The following is an 18,428-nucleotide window of genomic DNA, read 5'->3' as shown; positions in this document are numbered from 1 at the left end:
GCATAACAACATGTTGTTCTGGTATAGACATCTTTAACATTTCGCCGTACCTTTGCACCCAGAAATCAAAAAAACAGAAAAGAACATGAAGATTCAACAGATTAGAAACGCTACGATTAAGATTGAGTATGCCGGTAAGGTGATGCTGATAGACCCCATGCTGGGCGAAAAGGGCTGTATGCCTCCGTTCCCGTTCTCGCACCATCAGGAATTGCGCAACCCGATTCACGACCTGCCGATGACGGTGGACGAACTATTAAGGGATGTGGACTGCGTGTTGCTGACCCATCTGCACACTGACCACATAGACGATGCCGCTTATGAGCAGCTGCCGAAGGAAATGCTCATCGTCGTGCAGGACGAGCTGGACCGTGAGGTGGTCGTGTCGCATGGGTTCAAGCAGGTGAAAGTGATTGAGGGCGAGATGCAGCTGGGCGATGTTCGTCTGTCGAAGGCTGAGAGCCATCACGGCCACTGGTGGATGCTGCCGAAGGCCGGCCACACCTGCGGCTATGTGTTCCAGCACCCTGCGGAGCCTACGACCTATCTGGCTGGCGACACCATCTGGTATAGTGGTGTGCGTCGCAACCTTGACCGCTGGCAGCCCGATGTGGTGATAGTCAATGCTGGCGGCAACAAGTTTCATGTGGGAGGGCATGTCATCATGCACATTCCCGATGTGCTGAAGACGATGGACTACGCACCGAAGGCCACCTTCGTGGCCACCCACCTGGAGGGCGTGAACCACAATCACGTTACCCGTGCCGCACTCCTTCAGGCTGCCAGGGAGCATGGAGTGGCTGGGCGCGTCCACATTCCCGAGGACGGTGAGAGCGTGTTGCCACAGGAATTTAAGGAAGTATTAAAACAACAGGGTTATGATTATAAATGACAAACAAGTGCAGTCGGTGATGACAAAGTCATCGCTGCCTGTGGGCGGTTATTCCGTCAATCCGTACGTGGGCTGTACCCATGCCTGCAAGTACTGTTACGCCTCTTTTATGAAGCGCTTCACAGGTCATACCGAGCCGTGGGGGACTTTCCTCGACGTGAAGTACTGGCCTGCCATAACCAATCCGCACAAGTACGACGGCGAGCGCATCGTCATCGGTTCGGTGACAGACGGCTACAACGAGCAGGAGGCTGAATACAAGCGTACCCGTGCACTGCTGGAACAGCTACAGGGTGCCGACTGCGAGATTATCGTCACCACGAAGAGCGACCTCGTGTTGCGTGACCTCGACCTGCTGAAAACGTTCAAGCGCGTCACGGTATCGTGGTCTGTAAACACCCTCGACGAGCAGTTCAAGGAAGCGATGGACGATGCGCCCAGCATCGAGCGACGACTGGCTGCAATGAAGCAGGTCTATGAGTCGGGCATCCGCACCGTCTGCTTCGTGTCACCCATCTTCCCAGGCATTACCGATGTCTTTGCCATCATCGAGCGTGTTAAGGATTATTCTGACCTTGTATGGCTGGAGAACCTGAACCTTCGCGGACAGTTCAAGCCCACCATCATGCAGTACATCCGCGAAGAGCATCCCGACCTGCTACCGCTCTACGACGACATCTACAAGTACAAGCGCCGTGACTACTGGCAGACGCTCGCCCTGCAGGTGGAAGCCTACACGAAGGAGCACCAGATGCCCTACGTCATCAACGACCTGCCCTATGGTCGCTCAGAGTATGGCCATCCCGTCGTGGTCAACTATTTCTACCACGAGGAAATCAGGCTGACGCGATAGCATGACTTCGATTATGCAGGTGCGCCATCACTTGCGAAACTTTAGTAAGTTTAATATAGGAATGTTATAATAAGATAGCCTACGCCAATGCTCACAAAAGTGGTGATAAAGCCCGAAAGCTGGAACGAGTGGTTAAGCACGTACTTGCCGATACGGGTAGTACCCGTGGTATCAAAGTTGATGGCTGCCACCTCGGTAGGATAGTTGGGGAAGAAAAAGTAGCCGTTGACAGCGGGGAACATAGCCACGAGTGCCAATGGCGGAATGCCCAAGCCAATACCCAGCGGGAAGAGCGTGCGTACCGTGGCTGCCTGCGAGAACAGCATGATACTCATGATAAACAGGGCCACGCTGAACAGGTACGGATACTGTGTTACCACGTCGGCTATGTGGCTCTTAAAGAACTCCAGGTTGCCATTAAAGAAGGTGTCGCCCATCCAGGCAATACCAAAGATGGCTATCATGGCATTCATACCTGCACTGAATATATTGCCGCTCACAGCCTGCTTCACACTGGCCTTACCAACCAGCAGAATCACTGCTGCCATCGACATCATCAGTATCTCGATGGTCTCAGGCATCGATAGCTGGGTAACCACGCCGTCAACCTCGAACGATGGGCGCAGCGAAGGGGCGCTACCAAAAACAATCACTAGCACAACGCCCAACAGGAATGCCAGCACACTCCACTTGGCACGTGGATTGGGACTCTGCTCCATCTGTGCCATCGCCATGGCTTCGGCTTCCGGGTCAATCAGTCCTTCACGTACACGGCGCTGGTATTCGGGATCATCTTCAAGTTCCTTGCCCACACGGTTCTGCACAAACGAAGCCACCAGGATGGCTATCAGCGAGGCTGGGATACACACCAGCAGAATATCCTTCTGTTCTATGCCCTGTCCGCCAAGCAAATCGGTACTAATCACAGCAGCCGTAGCCGCCGACATGGGCGAACCTGTGATACCTAACGAGGCCGCGATGGTGGCCACCGTCATGGGGCGCTCCGGACGTATCTTAGAATTCTTGGCAATCTCCGAGATAATAGGCAGCAGCGAGTAAGAGGTATGGGCTGTGCCTGCTACCAAGCAGAACAACCAGGTGGTGAGCGGACCATAATAAGTAATGTGTGTAGGGTGCTTACGCAGGAACCTGGCTGCCAATCCTACCAGGTAATCCAAGCCACCAGCAGCCTGCAGCGCCGCCGTAGCCGTAATTACCGATGCTATGATCAGCATCACATCAATGGGCACCTTGCCGGGATGCATGCCGAAGATAAACACGAGTATGAACACACCCACCATACCGTAGATGCCCAGTCCGATACCACCAACCCTGGCGCCGATAAATATAAGGGCCAATACGATAAACAGTTGTAAAATAACCAAGAATGTCACCATAGATTGTAAAATAATTGGTAGAGTAAGATTGTTATATTGCGCAAATATACGATTAATTATGATAGCAACAAAGAAAAAATCGATTTTTTTGAATGAATGTTAAATTAATGCAGAATCTGCCGATTGTACGGATAGTGCTGAATATGCAGACAAAACGCTTTCCGAAATGTGGTATCTTTGTAAGCGGTAAGCAAGATGAGCCGTGGGGATGGCACTTATGCCTCGCTCAGACGTCACGAACCACTCGTTCAGATTATCTCCATACCCCTATAGGGATTATCCGAACACCTGGTAAAGACTATCCGGATAGCACACGCAGACTATCTGAGCAACCCACACCTTACCTCGGCTGCCGAAAAATGTAAAAATTCAAAAATGTAACAATCAAAAAAATTATGAGTCAGAAATTTATTAAGCTCAAGAACAACAACCGCGCCAATGCCAAGGCTTATGGTAAGTATTATGCCACTGCGGTTTACGACAACCATTTTGTGGGTACCGACGAGATTGCCGAATTTATCCAGCGTCAGGCTTCGGTCAAGAAGAGTGATATCAAGGCTGTGCTGCAGGAGCTGGGCGAGGCCATGAAGCATTTCTTTGAGATGGGACAGAAGATTAAGCTGGAGGGAATAGGTATCCTGAAGGTGGGTTTCTCGAGCATCGGTGTGGCAAAGGCCGAGGAGTGTTCTACTTCTACCATCACTACACGTCGCATCCTGTTCCAGCCTGAGACAGAGCGTGTTGTGGTTGGTCAGCAGAAGAGCGGTGATGGCACCGTGAAGCAGAAGTATGTGACTGCCATCAGTCTGCTGAAGGATGTAGTGTTTGAGGAGACACATGACAACTCCATGAATACCGAGAGTGCGTCACCTGCTGCCGGTAATGGTGGTGGTAGCAACACCTCAGGCGGCGGTAATACCTCGGGAGGTGGCAGCACCTCAGGGGGTGGTAACCAGCCCGGTAGCGGAGGCTCTGACATGAATTAGTTTCTTCATTTAATCTAAAGTTATGGTAAGAGTAAATTGGAATAGAGTAGCAAAGGTGCTGCGATTTGTAGCAACAGTGATTACAACAGTTCTGGGAACTATGGTAGTACAGTCATGCGGACGATAACCCTCATTGTGATTCATTGTTCGGCAGTGAAGCCCGACCAGACATCGTCGGTAGCCCAGATAGACACCTGGCATCATGATAGAGGCTTTAAATTTGGCGTAGGCTATCATTACGTGATCCGTCGTAACGGAGAGATTGAGGCTGGCCGACCGGAATGGCTGATTGGTGCTCACTGCACGAACCATAACAAGTACTCCATCGGCGTGTGCTACGAGGGAGGCTTGAATGCCCGCGGTCAACCCGCTGATACGCGTACACCTGAGCAGAAGTCGGCCCTGCGCACATTACTCGAAATGCTGCATCGGCGCTATCCCAATGCGGTTATCGTGGGGCACCACGATCTTAATCCGCAAAAGGCCTGCCCGTGCATCGCCAACGTATCCCAGGAGTACGCCGACCTTCAGCCCAAGTAAATAAAAATCATTAAATCCCAAGGCATAGCGTTTTTGCCTTGGGATTTATTCTGCGATATTTTAGCTTAGATTTCTTTGTTTTTACATCCAAAATGTTTAATTTTGCAACCGATATGAAGCAAAGGAACCTATTTGAAGTTATATATGAAACGATACATATTTAGTTTGATATTACTGGTTTTAAATATTTCATTATGTGTAGCCCAGTTTGATTATGGTATCACTATTGACATGGGGAAGAACCATCAAGCCGACTCTGCCCATGTAACTCACTTCAGCATTGGTTTTAGTAACTATACCGACACGCTTAAGGGACTACAACTGAATGCCATATCTAACTATGCATATAGCACAAATGGTGTTCAGCTAACGGGATTTTCAAACATCTCGTCATCGCCACTGAGGGGTTTACAGTTAAGTGGCGTAACAAACATAGCGATGGGCGTGGATAAAGGTGTGCAGCTATCGGGCATACATAATATCTCATCGGGCTATATGCGCGGTATGCAGTTTGGAGCTTCAAACTATGCCGAGGAGCTGGATGGCGCACAGATAGGACTGCTGAATACTGCCCAAAAGCATACCAAGGGTTGGCAGATAGGACTGATAAACTATACTAAGGATACTAGCGGGCGCAAGATAGGATTTGTAAATGTGAACCCGCAAACCACCGTAGATTGGATGGTTTTTGGTGGTACCAGCTCGAAATTTAATGGTGCCATCAGATTCCGTAACAAAAGTACCTATAGTATATTAGGCGCAGGTACGCACTACATGGGTTTTGACGAGGATTTCTCGGGAGCTATCTTCTATCGTATCGGACAGTACAAGCAGCTGTCGCCCAAACTGTCGCTCAGTGGCGATATAGGCTATTTCCACATCGAAACATTTAAGAAACGCAGCAACGACGGCCCTTCGCAACTGTTCTCGATACAGGCTCGTGTAAATGCCGACTATCAGCTTTCGCCAACCGCTGGATTGTTTGCTTCGGTGGGTTATGGCGATACGCGCTATTATCATCACGAACAAAAATACCGTCGGCGTATGCTGGCCGAAGCCGGACTTACTATCCGCTATCCGCACAACGTCAACCGCGAGAGTGCCGTAATGAAGCGAACCGAAAAACGTGCGCCTGCCGACTCGTTGATGGCACCCGGACTTGGCAAGAAACACCCTTGGTGGGCACTGGGGCAGGTTACTGGTGTAAATGCCTTTGTACATCTGTTCGACCGCTTTGTCACCAATCAGGACTTTGCTCAAACCACACTTAACACCTGGGGACAGAACTTTAAGAACGGATTTGTGTGGGATAACGACCAGTTCTCAACCAATCTGTTTATGCATCCTTATCACGGTAATCTGTATTTCAACTCAGCTCGTGCCCAGGGGCTCAACTTCTGGGAGTCGGCACCGTATGCGATGATTGGTTCATTAGAATGGGAGTTTTTAGGAGAAATTGAACCACCTGCGCTTAACGACTTGATAGCCACTACCTTTGGTGGTATATGTATCGGCGAAATCACCAACCGCATCAGCAAGATTTTCCTGAACGACTCGAAACGCGGTTGGCCACGATTCTGGCGAGAGCTAGGTGCTACCATTTTTAATCCGATGGGCCAATTGAAGCGATTTGCCACGGGCGATGCCTGGACCGTACGTAGCAAAAATTATAGATACCACGATTATAACCGTAATCCTATCGATGTGTCGCTATCGTTGGGCGATCGCTATCTGGCTGATAATGGCAGTATGTTTAAGGGCGAACATAACCCATACGTCAACCTGTATATGCAGTATGGCGACCCTGTGAACGAAGGCGAACATAATGCGCCTTACGACTTTTTTGAGATGGAGTTTACGGGTGGTTTCTCCAGCAATCAGCCTGTGCTGAACCAGATACACCTATTGGGCCGACTGTGGAGTACACCGATGATTGAACGGAGAAATATCAAAGCCGAATTCGGCATATATCAGCACTTTGACTATTTCGACTCGAAACCTGTAAAAGATGGCTCCGACCTTACTCCTTATCGCATCAGCGAAGCGGCCGCCTTTGGTCCTGGTACCATTATACAGATGCCTCAGGTGGGTGCACTCTCACACCTTGAGCAGCGCATCTTTGCAAATCTGATACTGTTGGGTGGCACCAAGAGCGACTACTATAACATCATAGACCGCGACTATAATATGGGTAGCGGCTTTAGTATAAAAACCAAAACCCACATGGAGCTGCGCCACTTTGGACGTTTTATTCTTAACGCCCATTACTACCGCATTTTTACCTGGAAGGGCTACGATCCTGGCACGGATTTTGCCAATCTTACCCACGAGGATATGCTGCGCCTGAACGCACAAGGCGATAAAGGTAACGCTGCGCTGTTGGTGATTAATCCGATAACCGAGCTCGATATTGACCGTAACTGGAGCATCGTGTTTTCCGGTTCATATTACGCGCGCCGGACCCACTACAAATATTATAACGATGTGCAAGCCAATACCTTCGAGATTCGTCTCGGTGCCACTGTGCATCTGTAAGCCAAAACGACTATTTCTACAAATACACGCTAATAAAAACAATAAGGTATGTTTGATATCATAGATGCTACGGGTTCTGCCTACAAGAACGACCCTCGTATGCGCAACGTGGAGGGTGAGATGATAAGAAGTCATGAGCTGTGCCTGAAAATCTCTGCCAAAAAGCCCACTGATCCTGATTATAAGGGACTGTTGGAAGAGCTGTTCCAGTGCAAGATTGATGATAGTGTCGCTATCGTCTCCCCATTCTATTGCGACTGCGGATGTCGGATGACAATCGGCAAGAATGTCACTATCAACAAAGGTGCCACCATTCTCTCGCCTGGGAAGGTGGTGATAGAGGACAACGTACTGATTGGCCCCGAAGTTAAGATTGCAACGGTGGATCACGATCTCTATGATCGTCACAACCTGTTTCATTTCGGACAGGTGACCATCAAAGAGAATGCATGGATCTGTATCGGAGCCATCATCTGTCCAGGCGTAACCATCGGTAGGAATGCCGTCATTGCCGCTGGTGCTGTCGTCACAAAGGATGTACCTGACAATGTGGTCGTCGGCGGTAATCCTGCCCGAATCATCAAAAAGATTAATCCCACACAAACTGGACTTTAATAAATCATAAATCCCAAGGCAAAATAACATTGCCTTGGGATTTTTTGTGTACATTTGTAACAAAAAAAAATATATGATTAGAAGAGCTGAAATAAAAGACATATCTGGTATCATCAGTTTGCTGCATCAGGTAAACATGGTGCACCATGTGTTGCGCCCCGACTTGTTTAAGCCTTATACCACCAAGTATAACGAGCAGGAGCTGGAGGCCTTGATGGGTGATGATAGCAAACCTATCTTTGTTTTTGAAGATGGGGGAGTGTTAGGTCATGCTTTTTGCATGATAACCGAAGTAAAGGGCGACAAGTTGCTGCAGGACATCAAAACACTGTATATTGATGACATCTGTGTAGATGAAAATGCACGCGGCCAGCATGTGGGCAAGGCTTTGTACGAATACGTGCGCGATTACGCCGCATCGATTGGTTGTAACAACATCACCCTGAATGTATGGGATGGCAACGATGCCGCATTATCCTTCTACAAAAACATGGGTATGAAAGTACAGAAAACAACCATGGAAATTGTGCTTTGAAAAAGCGTGTAATGATAAAAAATGTTAGAAGATACAATGGATCGTAGTCAAGAAATCATCCGTACCAGTTGGATAGGTATTATAGCCAACGTGCTGTTGGCAGGCTTCAAGGCCGCTGTAGGAATACTGGCCAGTAGTGTAGCTATTGTGATGGATGCCGTGAACAATCTGAGCGATGCACTGTCGAGTGTTATCACCATCGTAGGCACCAAGCTCTCGCAGCGTCCTGCCGACAGAAAGCATCCCTTTGGTTTTGGCCGCATCGAGTATTTCAGCGCCATCATCATTGCCGTTATTGTTCTGTCGGCAGGTATCACCTCGCTCATCGAGTCGGTGAAGAAAATCTTCGACCCTAAGGAGCCAGAATACACTACGACGACACTGGTGGTTATTGTGGTGGCCATTGTGGTAAAGCTTATCCTCGGCCAGTATGTGAAGAAGAAGGGCGAACAACTGAAGAGCGATGCGCTGATTGCCTCTGGCTCTGATGCGCTGTTCGATGCCGTTATCACGCTGGCAACGCTTATCTCGGCTGGTGTTATGCTACTGTGGGGCGTGTCGCTCGATGGTATTCTGGGTGCACTAATATCGGTTGTGATTATCAAGGCTGGTATCGAGATGCTGGCTTCGCCTGTAAACGAACTGCTGGGAACGAGCATCTCGGAAGACTTTGCCAAACAGATACAGAAGGAGGTCGCAGACTTCGAGGGTGTTCATGGTGTATTCGACCTGATACTACACAACTACGGTCCAGACGTAAAGATAGGTTCGCTGCACATCAACGTTTATGATACGATGACAGCCCACGAGATTCACGGACTGACACGACGGATTTCCACACAGATGTATGTGAAGCATGGTATTATCATGACCGTTGGCGTATATGCCATCGCTACGGGCGATAACAAGCGGGCCGAGTTGCAGGCAACGGTGACACAGACCCTTGCAGCCCACAAGAACATCGTACAGGTGCACGGCTTCTACTATTCAGAGAAAAGGAAGTATCTTTCAGTAGATGTTGTGCCTGATATCTCCGTCCACGACGAGGCTGCCTTTATCAGTCAGCTTACCGCTGAACTTCAGCCGTTAGTTCCCGACCAGCAAGTGGTTGTCGTAGTGGATCATAATTATAGCGAATGACAATGAAAAAAAGTCTCATTATATTGACATCGTTGCTGGCCTTGCAGACGCAGGCACAGACACCTCACGACTGGGAGAATCCAGCCGTATTGGGCATCAATAAACTGCCGTATCACGCTACGCTACAGTTGCCGTCGAAATGGAAAGAGTGTAAGGAAATAGTGAGCCTTGACGGGCAATGGCTGTTCCATTGGAGCAGGAATCCGGAGGAACGTCCAGCTGATTTCTATCGCGAAGACTACGATGTGAGCAAGTGGGACAAGATAACTGTGCCTGGCAACTGGCAGTTGCAGGGCTACGGCACACCTATTTATATAAACATCAACTATCCGTTTATGCGTAACCGTCCCAGCGTGACTACCGAGCCACCGAAGGACTGGACGGCCTACGAGAATCGCAATCCAGTAGGTTCGTATGTAACGTTTGTAGATGTAACCAAGGAGATGCTCTCTGAGAACCTCATCCTACACTTCGGCGGTGTCCACTCTGCCATGTATCTGTGGGTTAATGGACAGCGGGTAGGGTATAGTCAGAACTCGATGTCGCCAGCGGAGTTTGACGTGACAAAATACATGCGGGCAGGTAGAAACAAGATTGCCGTAGAGGTGTATCGCTGGTGTGACGGAAGCTACCTTGAAGATCAGGACATGTGGCGCCTCTCTGGTATCTTCCGTGAGGTGCAGCTGTGGGTTCGTCCGTTGGTACATATCGCCGACTACCATGTGACGGCCGTACCAAATGCCGACTACTCACAAGCGACAGTGACTGCAGAGATATCTATATGCAACACAGGCAAGAAGAATACTACGGTTTGTCCGGTAATGATTATCGACAAACAGTCCCCCGATATGGCAGAAATGCAAGTCAATGCAGGCGACACCATTAATTGTACATTCTACTATACGCTCGATAACCCACGTCTATGGTCGGCCGAGAAACCTAATCTCTACCCCTTCAGCGTGGAACTTGAGGACGCTGAGGGTAACACCATCGAGCACTTCGACTATCATTTTGGTGTGAAGAAGGTTGAGGTAATCGGTGAGGTTTTTAAAATCAATGGCAAGAACGTGAAACTGCGTGGTGTGAATCGTCATGATCATCACCCAAAGACAGGTCGCTATGTTGATGATGCCACCTATGAGCAGGACATCCGACTGATGAAACAGGCCAACGTTAATTTCCTGCGTACATCGCATTATCCTGACCGCGAATACCTATATGAACTCTGCGACCGATGGGGTATCTACGTGATGGACGAAGCAAACCACGAAACCCATGGTTACGGTTATGCCAACAGCGAGATGGGCAAAGACCTGGCATGGCAGAAGGCACATGTAGACCGCGCTGAATCGCTGGTTAAGCGCGACTTTAATCACCCCTGCGTCATATTGTGGAGCTTAGGCAACGAAGGTGCTGTTGGGCCTAACATCGAGGCTATGTATAATAAAGTGCTCGAGCTTGACAACACCCGTCCGCCATTCTACGACAGCGACCGCAGATACAGTTGTATATGGGACGACAGCTACCTGTACCCCGACGACCTGAAAAAGAATGCCGAGGAAGTGAAAGACAAGCCATTTATGATGCGTGAATATGCCCACGCCATGGGAAACTCAATGGGAAACCTGAAGGAGTATTGGGATGTGATATATGCCGATAGTAGCATTTGTGGCGCTGCCATCTGGGACTGGGTTGACCAAGGATTGCTGAAAGATGGCAAGTACCTATATGGTGGTGACTTTGGCGACCAGCCTAACGACGGACCATTCTGTATAAACGGTCTGATAGCTCCCGACCGCAAGCCTCACCCACATTATTACGAGGTTCAGTATGTTTATCAACCACTGAAATTTGAATGGCAAAACGAGACCTATAGTGTCATTAATCGTGATTATTTCACTCATCCAGATGAGTATGACATCAGTTGTAGTGATGTTGTGTATGGCACTGAAACATTGAGGAATATTGAGGCACGGCTCCGTGAAGACAAACCCTGGGCTAAGAAAGGATTCGCAGTGGCACGCCAGCAGTTTGTGCTTCAGCAATGGGAATTCCCCACAACGTTAGAGGGCAAACCTGCATTAATAAAGAAAACTCCTCAAGGGCTGAAGGCTTATTTCAAGCGTGGAGTTGTAACCATTGATGGAACCGGTGCATTAAGTAGTTGGATAGTAGATGGGAAGGAGATGCTGAAAGCACCGCTGGAGCCTTACTTCTGGAAACCAGAAAACGACAATCAGCACGCAGCTCACTTTGCAGAGCGAGTAGCCGTCTGGCAAGATGCTGCCCAGATGCGCAAAATGAAGTCGCTACGAACTGAGGCAGGAGGGACATGCGTAAAAGTGATAGCCGAGATGCAGCTACCAGTAGGAGCCGATCTGATACTTACTTACTCTATCAATGACGATGGTAAGATAATGGTAGATATGGATTACAAGCCCAAAGCCAATAACATACCACTGATACCTAAGTTTGGAATGAGGATGCGTGTGCCAGCCGATTTCAATGCTATCACCTATTATGGTCGTGGACCGTGGGAGAACTATCCTGATCGTAAGCAATCTGCTTTTATCGGTTATTACAAGATGCCGCTAAGCGAATTCGAAACAGAGTATATTCATCCACAGGATAATGGCAACCGCTGCGATGTACGCTTCTTTAAGATAGCCAATAATCAGAGAACCATCAACATTCAGGGTTGTCAACCGCTTTGTATCCGCGCATGGGACTATGGTGAGGAAGACTTGGAAGGAGTACGCCATCCTGACGAAATTAACCGTGGACGTTTTGTTAATCTCAACATCGACCTCAACATCCACGGCGTTGGTGGTGCTGACACATGGGGCAAGCGTACGCTACCACCATATACCATTGATGGCAACCGTTCCTACCACTATGCATTTATGATGGATTTTGGTACAAATTAAAAACAAATTGCAAAATATTCGAAAGCGGCATTAAATTAATTGTTGTATCTTTGCCGCCATGAAGAAATTACCTTGCAGGGGTTGCCCACCGCAATAGAATTCGAAGGAATATCTTTCGTCACAACGCTGCCAGCACCGATAGTAACATTATCGCCGATGGTCACACCAGGCAGGATGGTAACGCTACCACCAATCCACACATTATTGCCAATGGTGACTGGTTCTGCCCACTCTCTACGGCTGTTGCGCTCTACGGGGTCAGTACTATGGCAAGCCGTGTAGATGCTGACATTCGGGCCTATAAAGCAGTCATCGCCGATGGTGACTGGGGCTTCGTCGAGCACGGTGAAGTTGAAGTTGGCAAAGAAGCGTTTGCCTACGCTGATCTGCTTGCCGTAGTCGCAGTAGAAGGGCTGGTTAATCAGAATATTGTCATCAGCGATGTGTCCCAAGAGACCTTTCAGGATCTCCCTTGCTTTCTCCTTCTCTGACGGACGAAGCAAATTATAGTCATGGATTATCTCCTTCACTTCCGTCAGCTCTTCTATCAGCTGCGGGTCAACGGCGGAATAAATCTCACCCGCCAGCATCTTTTCTTTTTCTGTCATAGACTATTCTCCTAATTTGGTATGTTTTAGACCTATTTCTATCATTCTTCTTAAAGTATTGTAAACTTGGGTGCAAAGATACGAATAATAAAGCAAAAATGAGTACCTTTGCAAAAAAAATGAAGTAATGGAGAATTTTGAAGAGCAATTGAGAAAAGACCTGCATCAGTTCCTGCTGAGCATGAAGGAGATGGATGAACGGATGCCAGAGTGTCCTGACGTAGAAGAGAAATGGGAAGAGATAGCTAAGGCATATATCCCTGACGGCATCCGCGAGTTTCAGGACTTCCCTTCGGCCTCGCTCGGCTGGATGATGTATATCGGCATGGCCGTGGCGAAGATGTGGGACACGGAATGGGAAATCTACTCTAAGATCGAAGACCTCTACGCCTATATGCGCGACAAGCGGGGCTACGATGCGATGGACGAATACATCCGCGAGGAGGTGCTGATGTTGCAGGGTGTGGACTACACTGTTTTGGAGAAGGTGACTGGTAAATGTGCCTCACGGGTCTATAATGCCCTGATGCACCAACGGCTCGAACCTGGCACGAAGGAGGCTTTCAACGGCTATGTGGCCTGCCTGCATCAGCTCTATTTGATGGGAGCCGCGATGCAGTTGAAGCGTATGGGGTATCACATGACGAAGATGAACTGATTATGCAGTGGACTGTATTATCAGATAACAGGTCGTGCAATCCTGCACTTGAAACAGAGCATGGGCTGTCTATCCTGTTGGCAACGGAGCGGCACAATATCCTGCTTGATACTGGAGCAAGTGATTTGTTTATCCGAAATGCAGAGTTGCTGGGTGTAAATCTTAGTGATGTGGATTATGTTTTCATTTCTCACGGACATAGCGACCATGCTGGCGGCTTACGATACTTTTTAGAGCATAATCTACAGGCCCAAGTTATTGTCTCACCAGATGCCATGAGCGGTCTGTTCTTTTCCAAACGAGGAAATCTGCACAGCATTACTACGGAATGGCCGGAGATAGGTAATGACAGACTCATCTTGATAGACCAAACCAGTGAGATAACAGGAGGCATCCATGTAATAGCCCACATTCCACAGAATCATCCGATGCCTAAGGGGAATCAGAACCTTTTCGTTAAGCCAAATGAACAGAATGAAGTTTGCTTCAATTCTGTCATGGCGAGAAAAGGTCGGATAAAATCCAATCTCTATGTGCAGGATGCTGACGGAAACTATATCCACGACGATTTCCGTCACGAGTTGGCCCTATATGTTGATGGTCTGCTATTCACAGGTTGCGCTCATAGCGGACTGGAGAACATTTTGGCTGCCTGTCCTTGGCCTGTTCATTCTGTTGTAGGCGGTTTCCACTTGCTTGATGGACTGCAATCGGATGAAGAACTGGCAGCTTTGGCTAAACGGTTGAAGGCCAACTTTCCTGAAACGCTGTTCTATACCAGCCATTGCACAGGTGACAACGTGTTTGAGGTTATGAAGGGCGTGATGGGAGAACAACTACAGTCCTTCAGATGTGGAACTACAATAGATAATAGCAGATTCCGTAATTCTGGTAATTCTTTCCAAGATTTGGGTAGTGCCTGTTCCACAGAATCGTCGTACCTTTGCCGACGAAATTCAAAACGTAATGAAAATGAAGAATATTGCATTGATTTTGATGTCGCTTCTGATGGTGTGCTGCACAAAGGACGACGAGGTGAAGGCGCAGACTATGACACAGAAAATGTATATCACTATCGACGGACAGACACAGGCTGTGACGCTCGTCGACAATCAAGCAACAAAGACGCTTGTCGAGAAATTGCAGCAGGCTCCCGTCACCGTGACGCTGAACAGCAGCGGAGGCTTTGAGATTTGGGGAGCGCTGGGTTTCTCGCTGCCCACAAGCAACGAGCAGATTAACGCGCAACCGGGTGACGTCATCCTGTACAACGGTTCAAATATCTGCATCTTCTACGGCACGAACTCGTGGAGCTACACCCGTTTGGGGAAGATCGACGGCCTGTCGGAAAGCGAACTTCGCACGTTCCTCAAGGCTGGCGAGAGCAACATCACCGTTACGCTGTCGCTTAGCAATACAACGGGAATCAGCAATGTCCGCTCCAATGCAGAAAGCGGAGCGTACTATTCGCTGAATGGACAGCGGGTAGATAAGCCAAATAAAGGATTATTCATTAAAAACGGAAAGAAGATAGTATTATGAAAAAGGTATTTGCCGCAATGCTGATGGGCTTGATGCTCACGGCTTGCACGAACAAACAAACTACAAACGAAGATATGAATACGACATTACAGTTAACTCAGGATTGGGACAAGGTGTTCCCTCAGAGCGACAAGGTGGATCACAAAAAGGTCACGTTCAAGAACCGCTACGGCATCGAATTGGCTGCCGACATGTACACGCCGAAAGGCGCAACGGGCAAGTTGGCTGCGCTGGCTGTCACGGGACCATTCGGAGCTGTGAAGGAGCAGACGAGCGGTCTCTATGCCCAACACATGGCCGAGCGAGGTTTCCTGACTATCGCTTTCGATCCCTCGTTCACTGGCGAGAGCGGTGGTGAGCCGCGACGTATGGCCTCGCCTGACATCAACACAGAGGATTTCCTCGCTGCCGTCGATTTCCTGAGCAATCAGGAGAATGTGGATGCTGAACGCATTGGCATTATCGGCATCTGTGGTTTTGGCGGCATGGCCATAAATGCCGCCGCCATCGACCCGCGTATCAAGGCTACCGTCGCATCGACGATGTACGACATGAGCAAGGTGAACGTGGAGGGCTACTTCAAGAGCGAGGACACCCAGGCTCAGCGCATGGAAAAGCGCAAGGCCATCGCCCAGCAGCGCACCGAGGACTTCAAGAGCGGTACTTACAAACGTGCAGGTGGTGTGGTTGATCCGCTACCCGAGGATGCACCGCAGTTCGTGAAGGACTACTACGATTATTACAAGACCCCACGTGGCTACCACGAGCGCAGCGGCAACTCCACTGACGGCTGGAACGTCATCGGCTGTCAGTCGTTCCTCAACCAGCCCCTGTTGGCCTGGGCGCATGAGATTGAGTCGCCCGTGCTGCTCATTCACGGCGAGAAGGCCCACAGCCGCTACTTCTCTGAATATGCCTTTGAAAAGATGACGGGCAAGCATGTTGAGGGTCAGAGCGCAGTCAACGGAAACAAGGAACTGATGATTATCCCCGATGCTGTCCACACCGACCTTTACGACGACAAGAACGGGAAGATTCCTTACGACAAAATAGAGGCGTTTTTCAAGGCAAATCTGAAGTAATATGGCAGAAAGAATCATTCAGATAGACAGCGTTGATGCGTACAACAAACTGTACGGATGGGAGACGCTGCACCCGCTGGTAACGGTGGTGAACCACACCAATCCGATGGCCAGCGACCTGAACCACTCGCGGCTGAACTATGGTCTGTATGCGCTGTTCCTGAAACAGGGCGATGGCTGCTCGATACGCTATGGACGCGAGAAGTACGATTATCAGGAGGGCACCGTGGTGAGTTTCAAGCCCGGACAGGTGCTCGAGGTGGAATGGGACGAGAGCCGACCCATGCCGCCCTCACGCGGACTGCTGTTCCACCCTGACCTGCTCTTCGGCACGCAACTAGCCCGCCGCATCAACGACTATACGTTCTTCGACTACGACCAGCGCGAGGCCCTGCACCTCTCGGAGCGCGAGCAGCGTATGGTGGTGGAATTGTTTGATAGGATAGAGGAGGAGTTGCAGCATCCCATCGACCGCCACTCGCAGACGCTCATCACCGATGCCATCGGCCTGCTGCTGGACTACTGCATGCGCTACTACGATCGCCAGTTCATCACGCGCCACAAAGTGAACAGCGACATCCTCACCGCTTTCCACCAACAACTGCGCGAGTACTTCGTCAGCGGTCATCCCGAGCGAAATGGTCTGCCCTCGGTAGCCTACTTCGCCGACAAGGCCTGCCTGTCACCCAATTACTTTGGCGACTTGATTAGCAAGGAGAGCGGCACTACCGCCCAGCGTCACATTCAGGATGCCGTCATTGAGCGTTCGAAGCAACTGCTCGTAGAAACCCGTCTGCCCGTCAGTGAAATCGCCTATCAGCTCGGCTTCGAATATCCACAGCACTTCTCACGCCTCTTTAAGTCGCGCACAGGTATGACACCAAATGAATACAGATTAACAGCATAAAAACAATCAAAAGAATATAGACATGTTAGGTAACTTTTTTTACTACAATCCCACCAAGTTATATTTTGGTGATGAGTCTTTGAACTTCCTCAAGGACGAACTGAAGAATTACGGTCCAGTGGTGCTGTTGAACTATGGCAGCGGCAGTGTGAAGCGTAATGGTATCTACGATCAGGTGGTGGACATCCTGAAGGAGGCAGGCAAGACCATCGTGGAGAACCCGGGTGTGATGACCAATCCTACGCTGGAGAAACTGAACGAGGGCGTAAAAATTGCCCGTGAGAATGAGGTGGATTTGATTCTGGCTCTGGGTGGTGGCAGCGTATGCGACTACTCGAAGGCGGTAGCGGCATCGGTATATTACGAGGGCAACTACTGGGAGAAATTCTGGTTGAAGCAGGAACAACCTGCTGCTGATCAGAAGCTGTTGCCCGTTGCTTGCATCCTGACGATGGCAGGAACAGGCTCGGAGATGAATGCCGGCACAGTGATTACCGACGCAGAGCACACGTTCAAGGTGGGCCACGTGTTCGACAGTCGCCTGATGCCGAAGTTCTCTATTCTGAATCCAAAGTTCACGATGACTGTGCCCGAGAATCAGATGAAGGCGGGCATCTACGACATCATGAATCATATCATGGAGCAGTACTTCTCTGATTTTGATGACAATACAAGCGATTACCTCTCGGAAGGCTTGATGCGCTCAGTCATCACCAGCAGTCGTATTGCCGTGAAGAATCCACAGGACTACGAGGCTCGTTCGAACATCATGTGGACTGCCACATGGGCGCTAAACACCCTCATCGGGCTGGGCAAGAAGGAGGACTGGATGGTACACATGATTGGTCACAGCGTGGGAGCCTGGACACATGCCCCTCACGGCTATGCATTGGCCTCCGTCTCGATGGCATATTATCGCAGGGCAATGGAAAACGGACTGCCAAAGTTTGCCCGTTTTGCGCACAACGTTTGGGACATCCCCACGGAAGGAAAGACTGAACGCGAACTGGCCGAAGCTGGTCTTGAATCCCTAAAGAACTGGATGCTGGAGATTGGATTGCCACTCACCATCAGCGAGTTGGGAGCTACCAATGAGATGATTTCTGGCATTACCGAAACCACCGTTGTCTATCCTGCAGGCTATCTGAATCTTACAAAAGAAGATATTACGAAGATACTAGAGGAGAGCATGTAATCTATAATGGCGCGTG

The 18,428-nt window shown here is 49.4% G+C and carries 16 protein-coding genes and 1 pseudogene; 15 read left to right on the top strand and 2 right to left on the bottom strand.

Annotated features, from left to right (window positions below):
- The first annotated feature begins 85 nt into the window (after positions 1–85).
- A complete protein-coding gene (locus T500_RS15155; protein WP_051611871.1) occupies positions 86–892 on the top strand; it encodes an MBL fold metallo-hydrolase in 807 nt (268 codons plus the stop codon).
- Entirely contained in the window at positions 879–1,745 is an 867-nt protein-coding gene (locus T500_RS0104480) for a radical SAM mobile pair protein B (protein ID WP_028907113.1), read from the top strand. Before T500_RS15155 ends, T500_RS0104480 begins: the two co-directional genes overlap by 14 nt.
- A gap of 50 nt (positions 1,746–1,795) precedes the next feature.
- Here the strand turns inward: T500_RS0104480 and T500_RS0104475 are convergent, their stop codons facing one another.
- Positions 1,796–3,142 (bottom strand): anaerobic C4-dicarboxylate transporter family protein, encoded by a 1,347-nt coding sequence (locus T500_RS0104475; RefSeq protein WP_028907112.1) that lies wholly within the window; start codon positions 3,140–3,142, stop codon positions 1,796–1,798.
- A 395-nt stretch (positions 3,143–3,537) separates the two neighbouring features.
- On the opposite strand from T500_RS0104475, the gene T500_RS16300 reads away from it, so the two are divergent.
- The 7 genes from T500_RS16300 to T500_RS0104440 all read left to right on the top strand — a co-directional run bounded on the left by T500_RS16300 (position 3,538) and on the right by T500_RS0104440 (position 12,420).
- Positions 3,538–4,128 carry a hypothetical protein gene (locus T500_RS16300; protein WP_051611870.1) on the top strand — a complete coding sequence of 197 codons (591 nt, stop codon included), beginning with the start codon at positions 3,538–3,540 and terminating at the stop codon, positions 4,126–4,128.
- 114 nt (positions 4,129–4,242) lie between these two features.
- Positions 4,243–4,668 carry an N-acetylmuramoyl-L-alanine amidase gene (locus T500_RS0104465; protein ID WP_028907111.1) on the top strand — a complete coding sequence of 142 codons (426 nt, stop codon included), beginning with the start codon at positions 4,243–4,245 and terminating at the stop codon, positions 4,666–4,668.
- A 144-nt stretch (positions 4,669–4,812) separates the two neighbouring features.
- Entirely contained in the window at positions 4,813–7,203 is a 2,391-nt protein-coding gene (locus tag T500_RS0104460; RefSeq protein ID WP_028907110.1) for a DUF3943 domain-containing protein, read from the top strand.
- A 48-nt stretch (positions 7,204–7,251) separates the two neighbouring features.
- Positions 7,252–7,818: a DapH/DapD/GlmU-related protein gene (locus tag T500_RS0104455; RefSeq protein WP_036908436.1), complete on the top strand. Its 567-nt coding sequence runs from the start codon at positions 7,252–7,254 to the stop codon at positions 7,816–7,818.
- A 73-nt stretch (positions 7,819–7,891) separates the two neighbouring features.
- The gene (locus T500_RS0104450; protein ID WP_028907108.1) at positions 7,892–8,353 is read left to right on the top strand and encodes a GNAT family N-acetyltransferase; all 462 of its coding nucleotides are present in this window, start codon (positions 7,892–7,894) and stop codon (positions 8,351–8,353) included.
- Positions 8,354–8,389: 36 nt separating this feature from the next.
- Positions 8,390–9,493 (top strand): cation diffusion facilitator family transporter, encoded by a 1,104-nt coding sequence (locus T500_RS0104445; protein WP_036908479.1) that lies wholly within the window; start codon positions 8,390–8,392, stop codon positions 9,491–9,493.
- A gap of 2 nt (positions 9,494–9,495) precedes the next feature.
- Positions 9,496–12,420, top strand: coding sequence for a glycoside hydrolase family 2 TIM barrel-domain containing protein (locus T500_RS0104440; RefSeq protein ID WP_028907106.1), 2,925 nt, complete (start codon positions 9,496–9,498; stop codon positions 12,418–12,420).
- Between the two features lie 35 nt (positions 12,421–12,455).
- Here T500_RS0104440 and T500_RS0104435 read toward each other — a convergent pair whose 3' ends face one another.
- Positions 12,456–13,028 carry a sugar O-acetyltransferase gene (locus tag T500_RS0104435; RefSeq protein ID WP_028907105.1) on the bottom strand — a complete coding sequence of 191 codons (573 nt, stop codon included), beginning with the start codon at positions 13,026–13,028 and terminating at the stop codon, positions 12,456–12,458.
- A gap of 127 nt (positions 13,029–13,155) precedes the next feature.
- On the opposite strand from T500_RS0104435, the gene T500_RS0104430 reads away from it, so the two are divergent.
- The 6 genes and pseudogenes from T500_RS0104430 to T500_RS0104405 all read left to right on the top strand — a co-directional run bounded on the left by T500_RS0104430 (position 13,156) and on the right by T500_RS0104405 (position 18,412).
- Positions 13,156–13,686 carry a hypothetical protein gene (locus T500_RS0104430; RefSeq protein WP_028907104.1) on the top strand — a complete coding sequence of 177 codons (531 nt, stop codon included), beginning with the start codon at positions 13,156–13,158 and terminating at the stop codon, positions 13,684–13,686.
- A gap of 2 nt (positions 13,687–13,688) precedes the next feature.
- A pseudogene (locus tag T500_RS17255) lies at positions 13,689–14,105 on the top strand (MBL fold metallo-hydrolase); the annotation flags it as partial.
- Between the two features lie 553 nt (positions 14,106–14,658).
- Positions 14,659–15,228 (top strand): cyclophilin-like fold protein, encoded by a 570-nt coding sequence (locus T500_RS16295; protein ID WP_230580840.1) that lies wholly within the window; start codon positions 14,659–14,661, stop codon positions 15,226–15,228.
- Positions 15,225–16,310 carry an alpha/beta hydrolase gene (locus tag T500_RS0104415; protein ID WP_410543872.1) on the top strand — a complete coding sequence of 362 codons (1,086 nt, stop codon included), beginning with the start codon at positions 15,225–15,227 and terminating at the stop codon, positions 16,308–16,310. The genes T500_RS16295 and T500_RS0104415 overlap by 4 nt, the downstream gene beginning before the upstream one ends.
- 1 nt (position 16,311) lies before the next feature.
- Positions 16,312–17,217, top strand: coding sequence for a helix-turn-helix domain-containing protein (locus T500_RS0104410; protein WP_028907101.1), 906 nt, complete (start codon positions 16,312–16,314; stop codon positions 17,215–17,217).
- Between the two features lie 22 nt (positions 17,218–17,239).
- Positions 17,240–18,412, top strand: a complete 1,173-nt coding sequence (locus tag T500_RS0104405; RefSeq protein WP_028907100.1) for an iron-containing alcohol dehydrogenase — start codon at positions 17,240–17,242, stop codon at positions 18,410–18,412.
- The last annotated feature ends 16 nt before the right edge of the window (positions 18,413–18,428 follow it).

It is taken from the genome of Xylanibacter ruminicola Ga6B6, from assembly GCF_000687715.1.
In the GTDB taxonomy this organism is placed as follows: Bacteria; Bacteroidota; Bacteroidia; order Bacteroidales; family Bacteroidaceae; genus Prevotella; species Prevotella ruminicola_B.
Note: the sequence above shows the minus strand (reverse complement) of the source record. Positions and strands in the feature narration are given on the sequence as shown.

Bases quoted from the DNA above. Each gene is read 5' to 3' on its own strand.
- T500_RS0104405 (WP_028907100.1), top strand. From the start codon at position 17,240: ATGTTAGGTAACTTTTTTTACTACAATCCCACCAAGTTATATTTTGGT.
- T500_RS0104445 (WP_036908479.1), top strand. From the start codon at position 8,390: ATGGATCGTAGTCAAGAAATCATCCGTACCAGTTGGATAGGTATTATA.
- T500_RS0104435 (WP_028907105.1), bottom strand. From the start codon at position 13,028: ATGACAGAAAAAGAAAAGATGCTGGCGGGTGAGATTTATTCCGCCGTT.
- T500_RS0104430 (WP_028907104.1), top strand. From the start codon at position 13,156: ATGGAGAATTTTGAAGAGCAATTGAGAAAAGACCTGCATCAGTTCCTG.
- T500_RS0104480 (WP_028907113.1), top strand. From the start codon at position 879: ATGATTATAAATGACAAACAAGTGCAGTCGGTGATGACAAAGTCATCG.
- T500_RS0104415 (WP_410543872.1), top strand. From the start codon at position 15,225: ATGAAAAAGGTATTTGCCGCAATGCTGATGGGCTTGATGCTCACGGCT.
- T500_RS0104440 (WP_028907106.1), top strand. From the start codon at position 9,496: ATGAAAAAAAGTCTCATTATATTGACATCGTTGCTGGCCTTGCAGACG.
- T500_RS0104455 (WP_036908436.1), top strand. From the start codon at position 7,252: ATGTTTGATATCATAGATGCTACGGGTTCTGCCTACAAGAACGACCCT.
- T500_RS0104450 (WP_028907108.1), top strand. From the start codon at position 7,892: ATGATTAGAAGAGCTGAAATAAAAGACATATCTGGTATCATCAGTTTG.
- T500_RS0104465 (WP_028907111.1), top strand. From the start codon at position 4,243: ATGCGGACGATAACCCTCATTGTGATTCATTGTTCGGCAGTGAAGCCC.
- T500_RS16300 (WP_051611870.1), top strand. From the start codon at position 3,538: ATGAGTCAGAAATTTATTAAGCTCAAGAACAACAACCGCGCCAATGCC.
- T500_RS0104460 (WP_028907110.1), top strand. From the start codon at position 4,813: ATGAAACGATACATATTTAGTTTGATATTACTGGTTTTAAATATTTCA.
- T500_RS0104410 (WP_028907101.1), top strand. From the start codon at position 16,312: ATGGCAGAAAGAATCATTCAGATAGACAGCGTTGATGCGTACAACAAA.
- T500_RS0104475 (WP_028907112.1), bottom strand. From the start codon at position 3,142: ATGGTGACATTCTTGGTTATTTTACAACTGTTTATCGTATTGGCCCTT.
- T500_RS16295 (WP_230580840.1), top strand. From the start codon at position 14,659: ATGAAGAATATTGCATTGATTTTGATGTCGCTTCTGATGGTGTGCTGC.
- T500_RS15155 (WP_051611871.1), top strand. From the start codon at position 86: ATGAAGATTCAACAGATTAGAAACGCTACGATTAAGATTGAGTATGCC.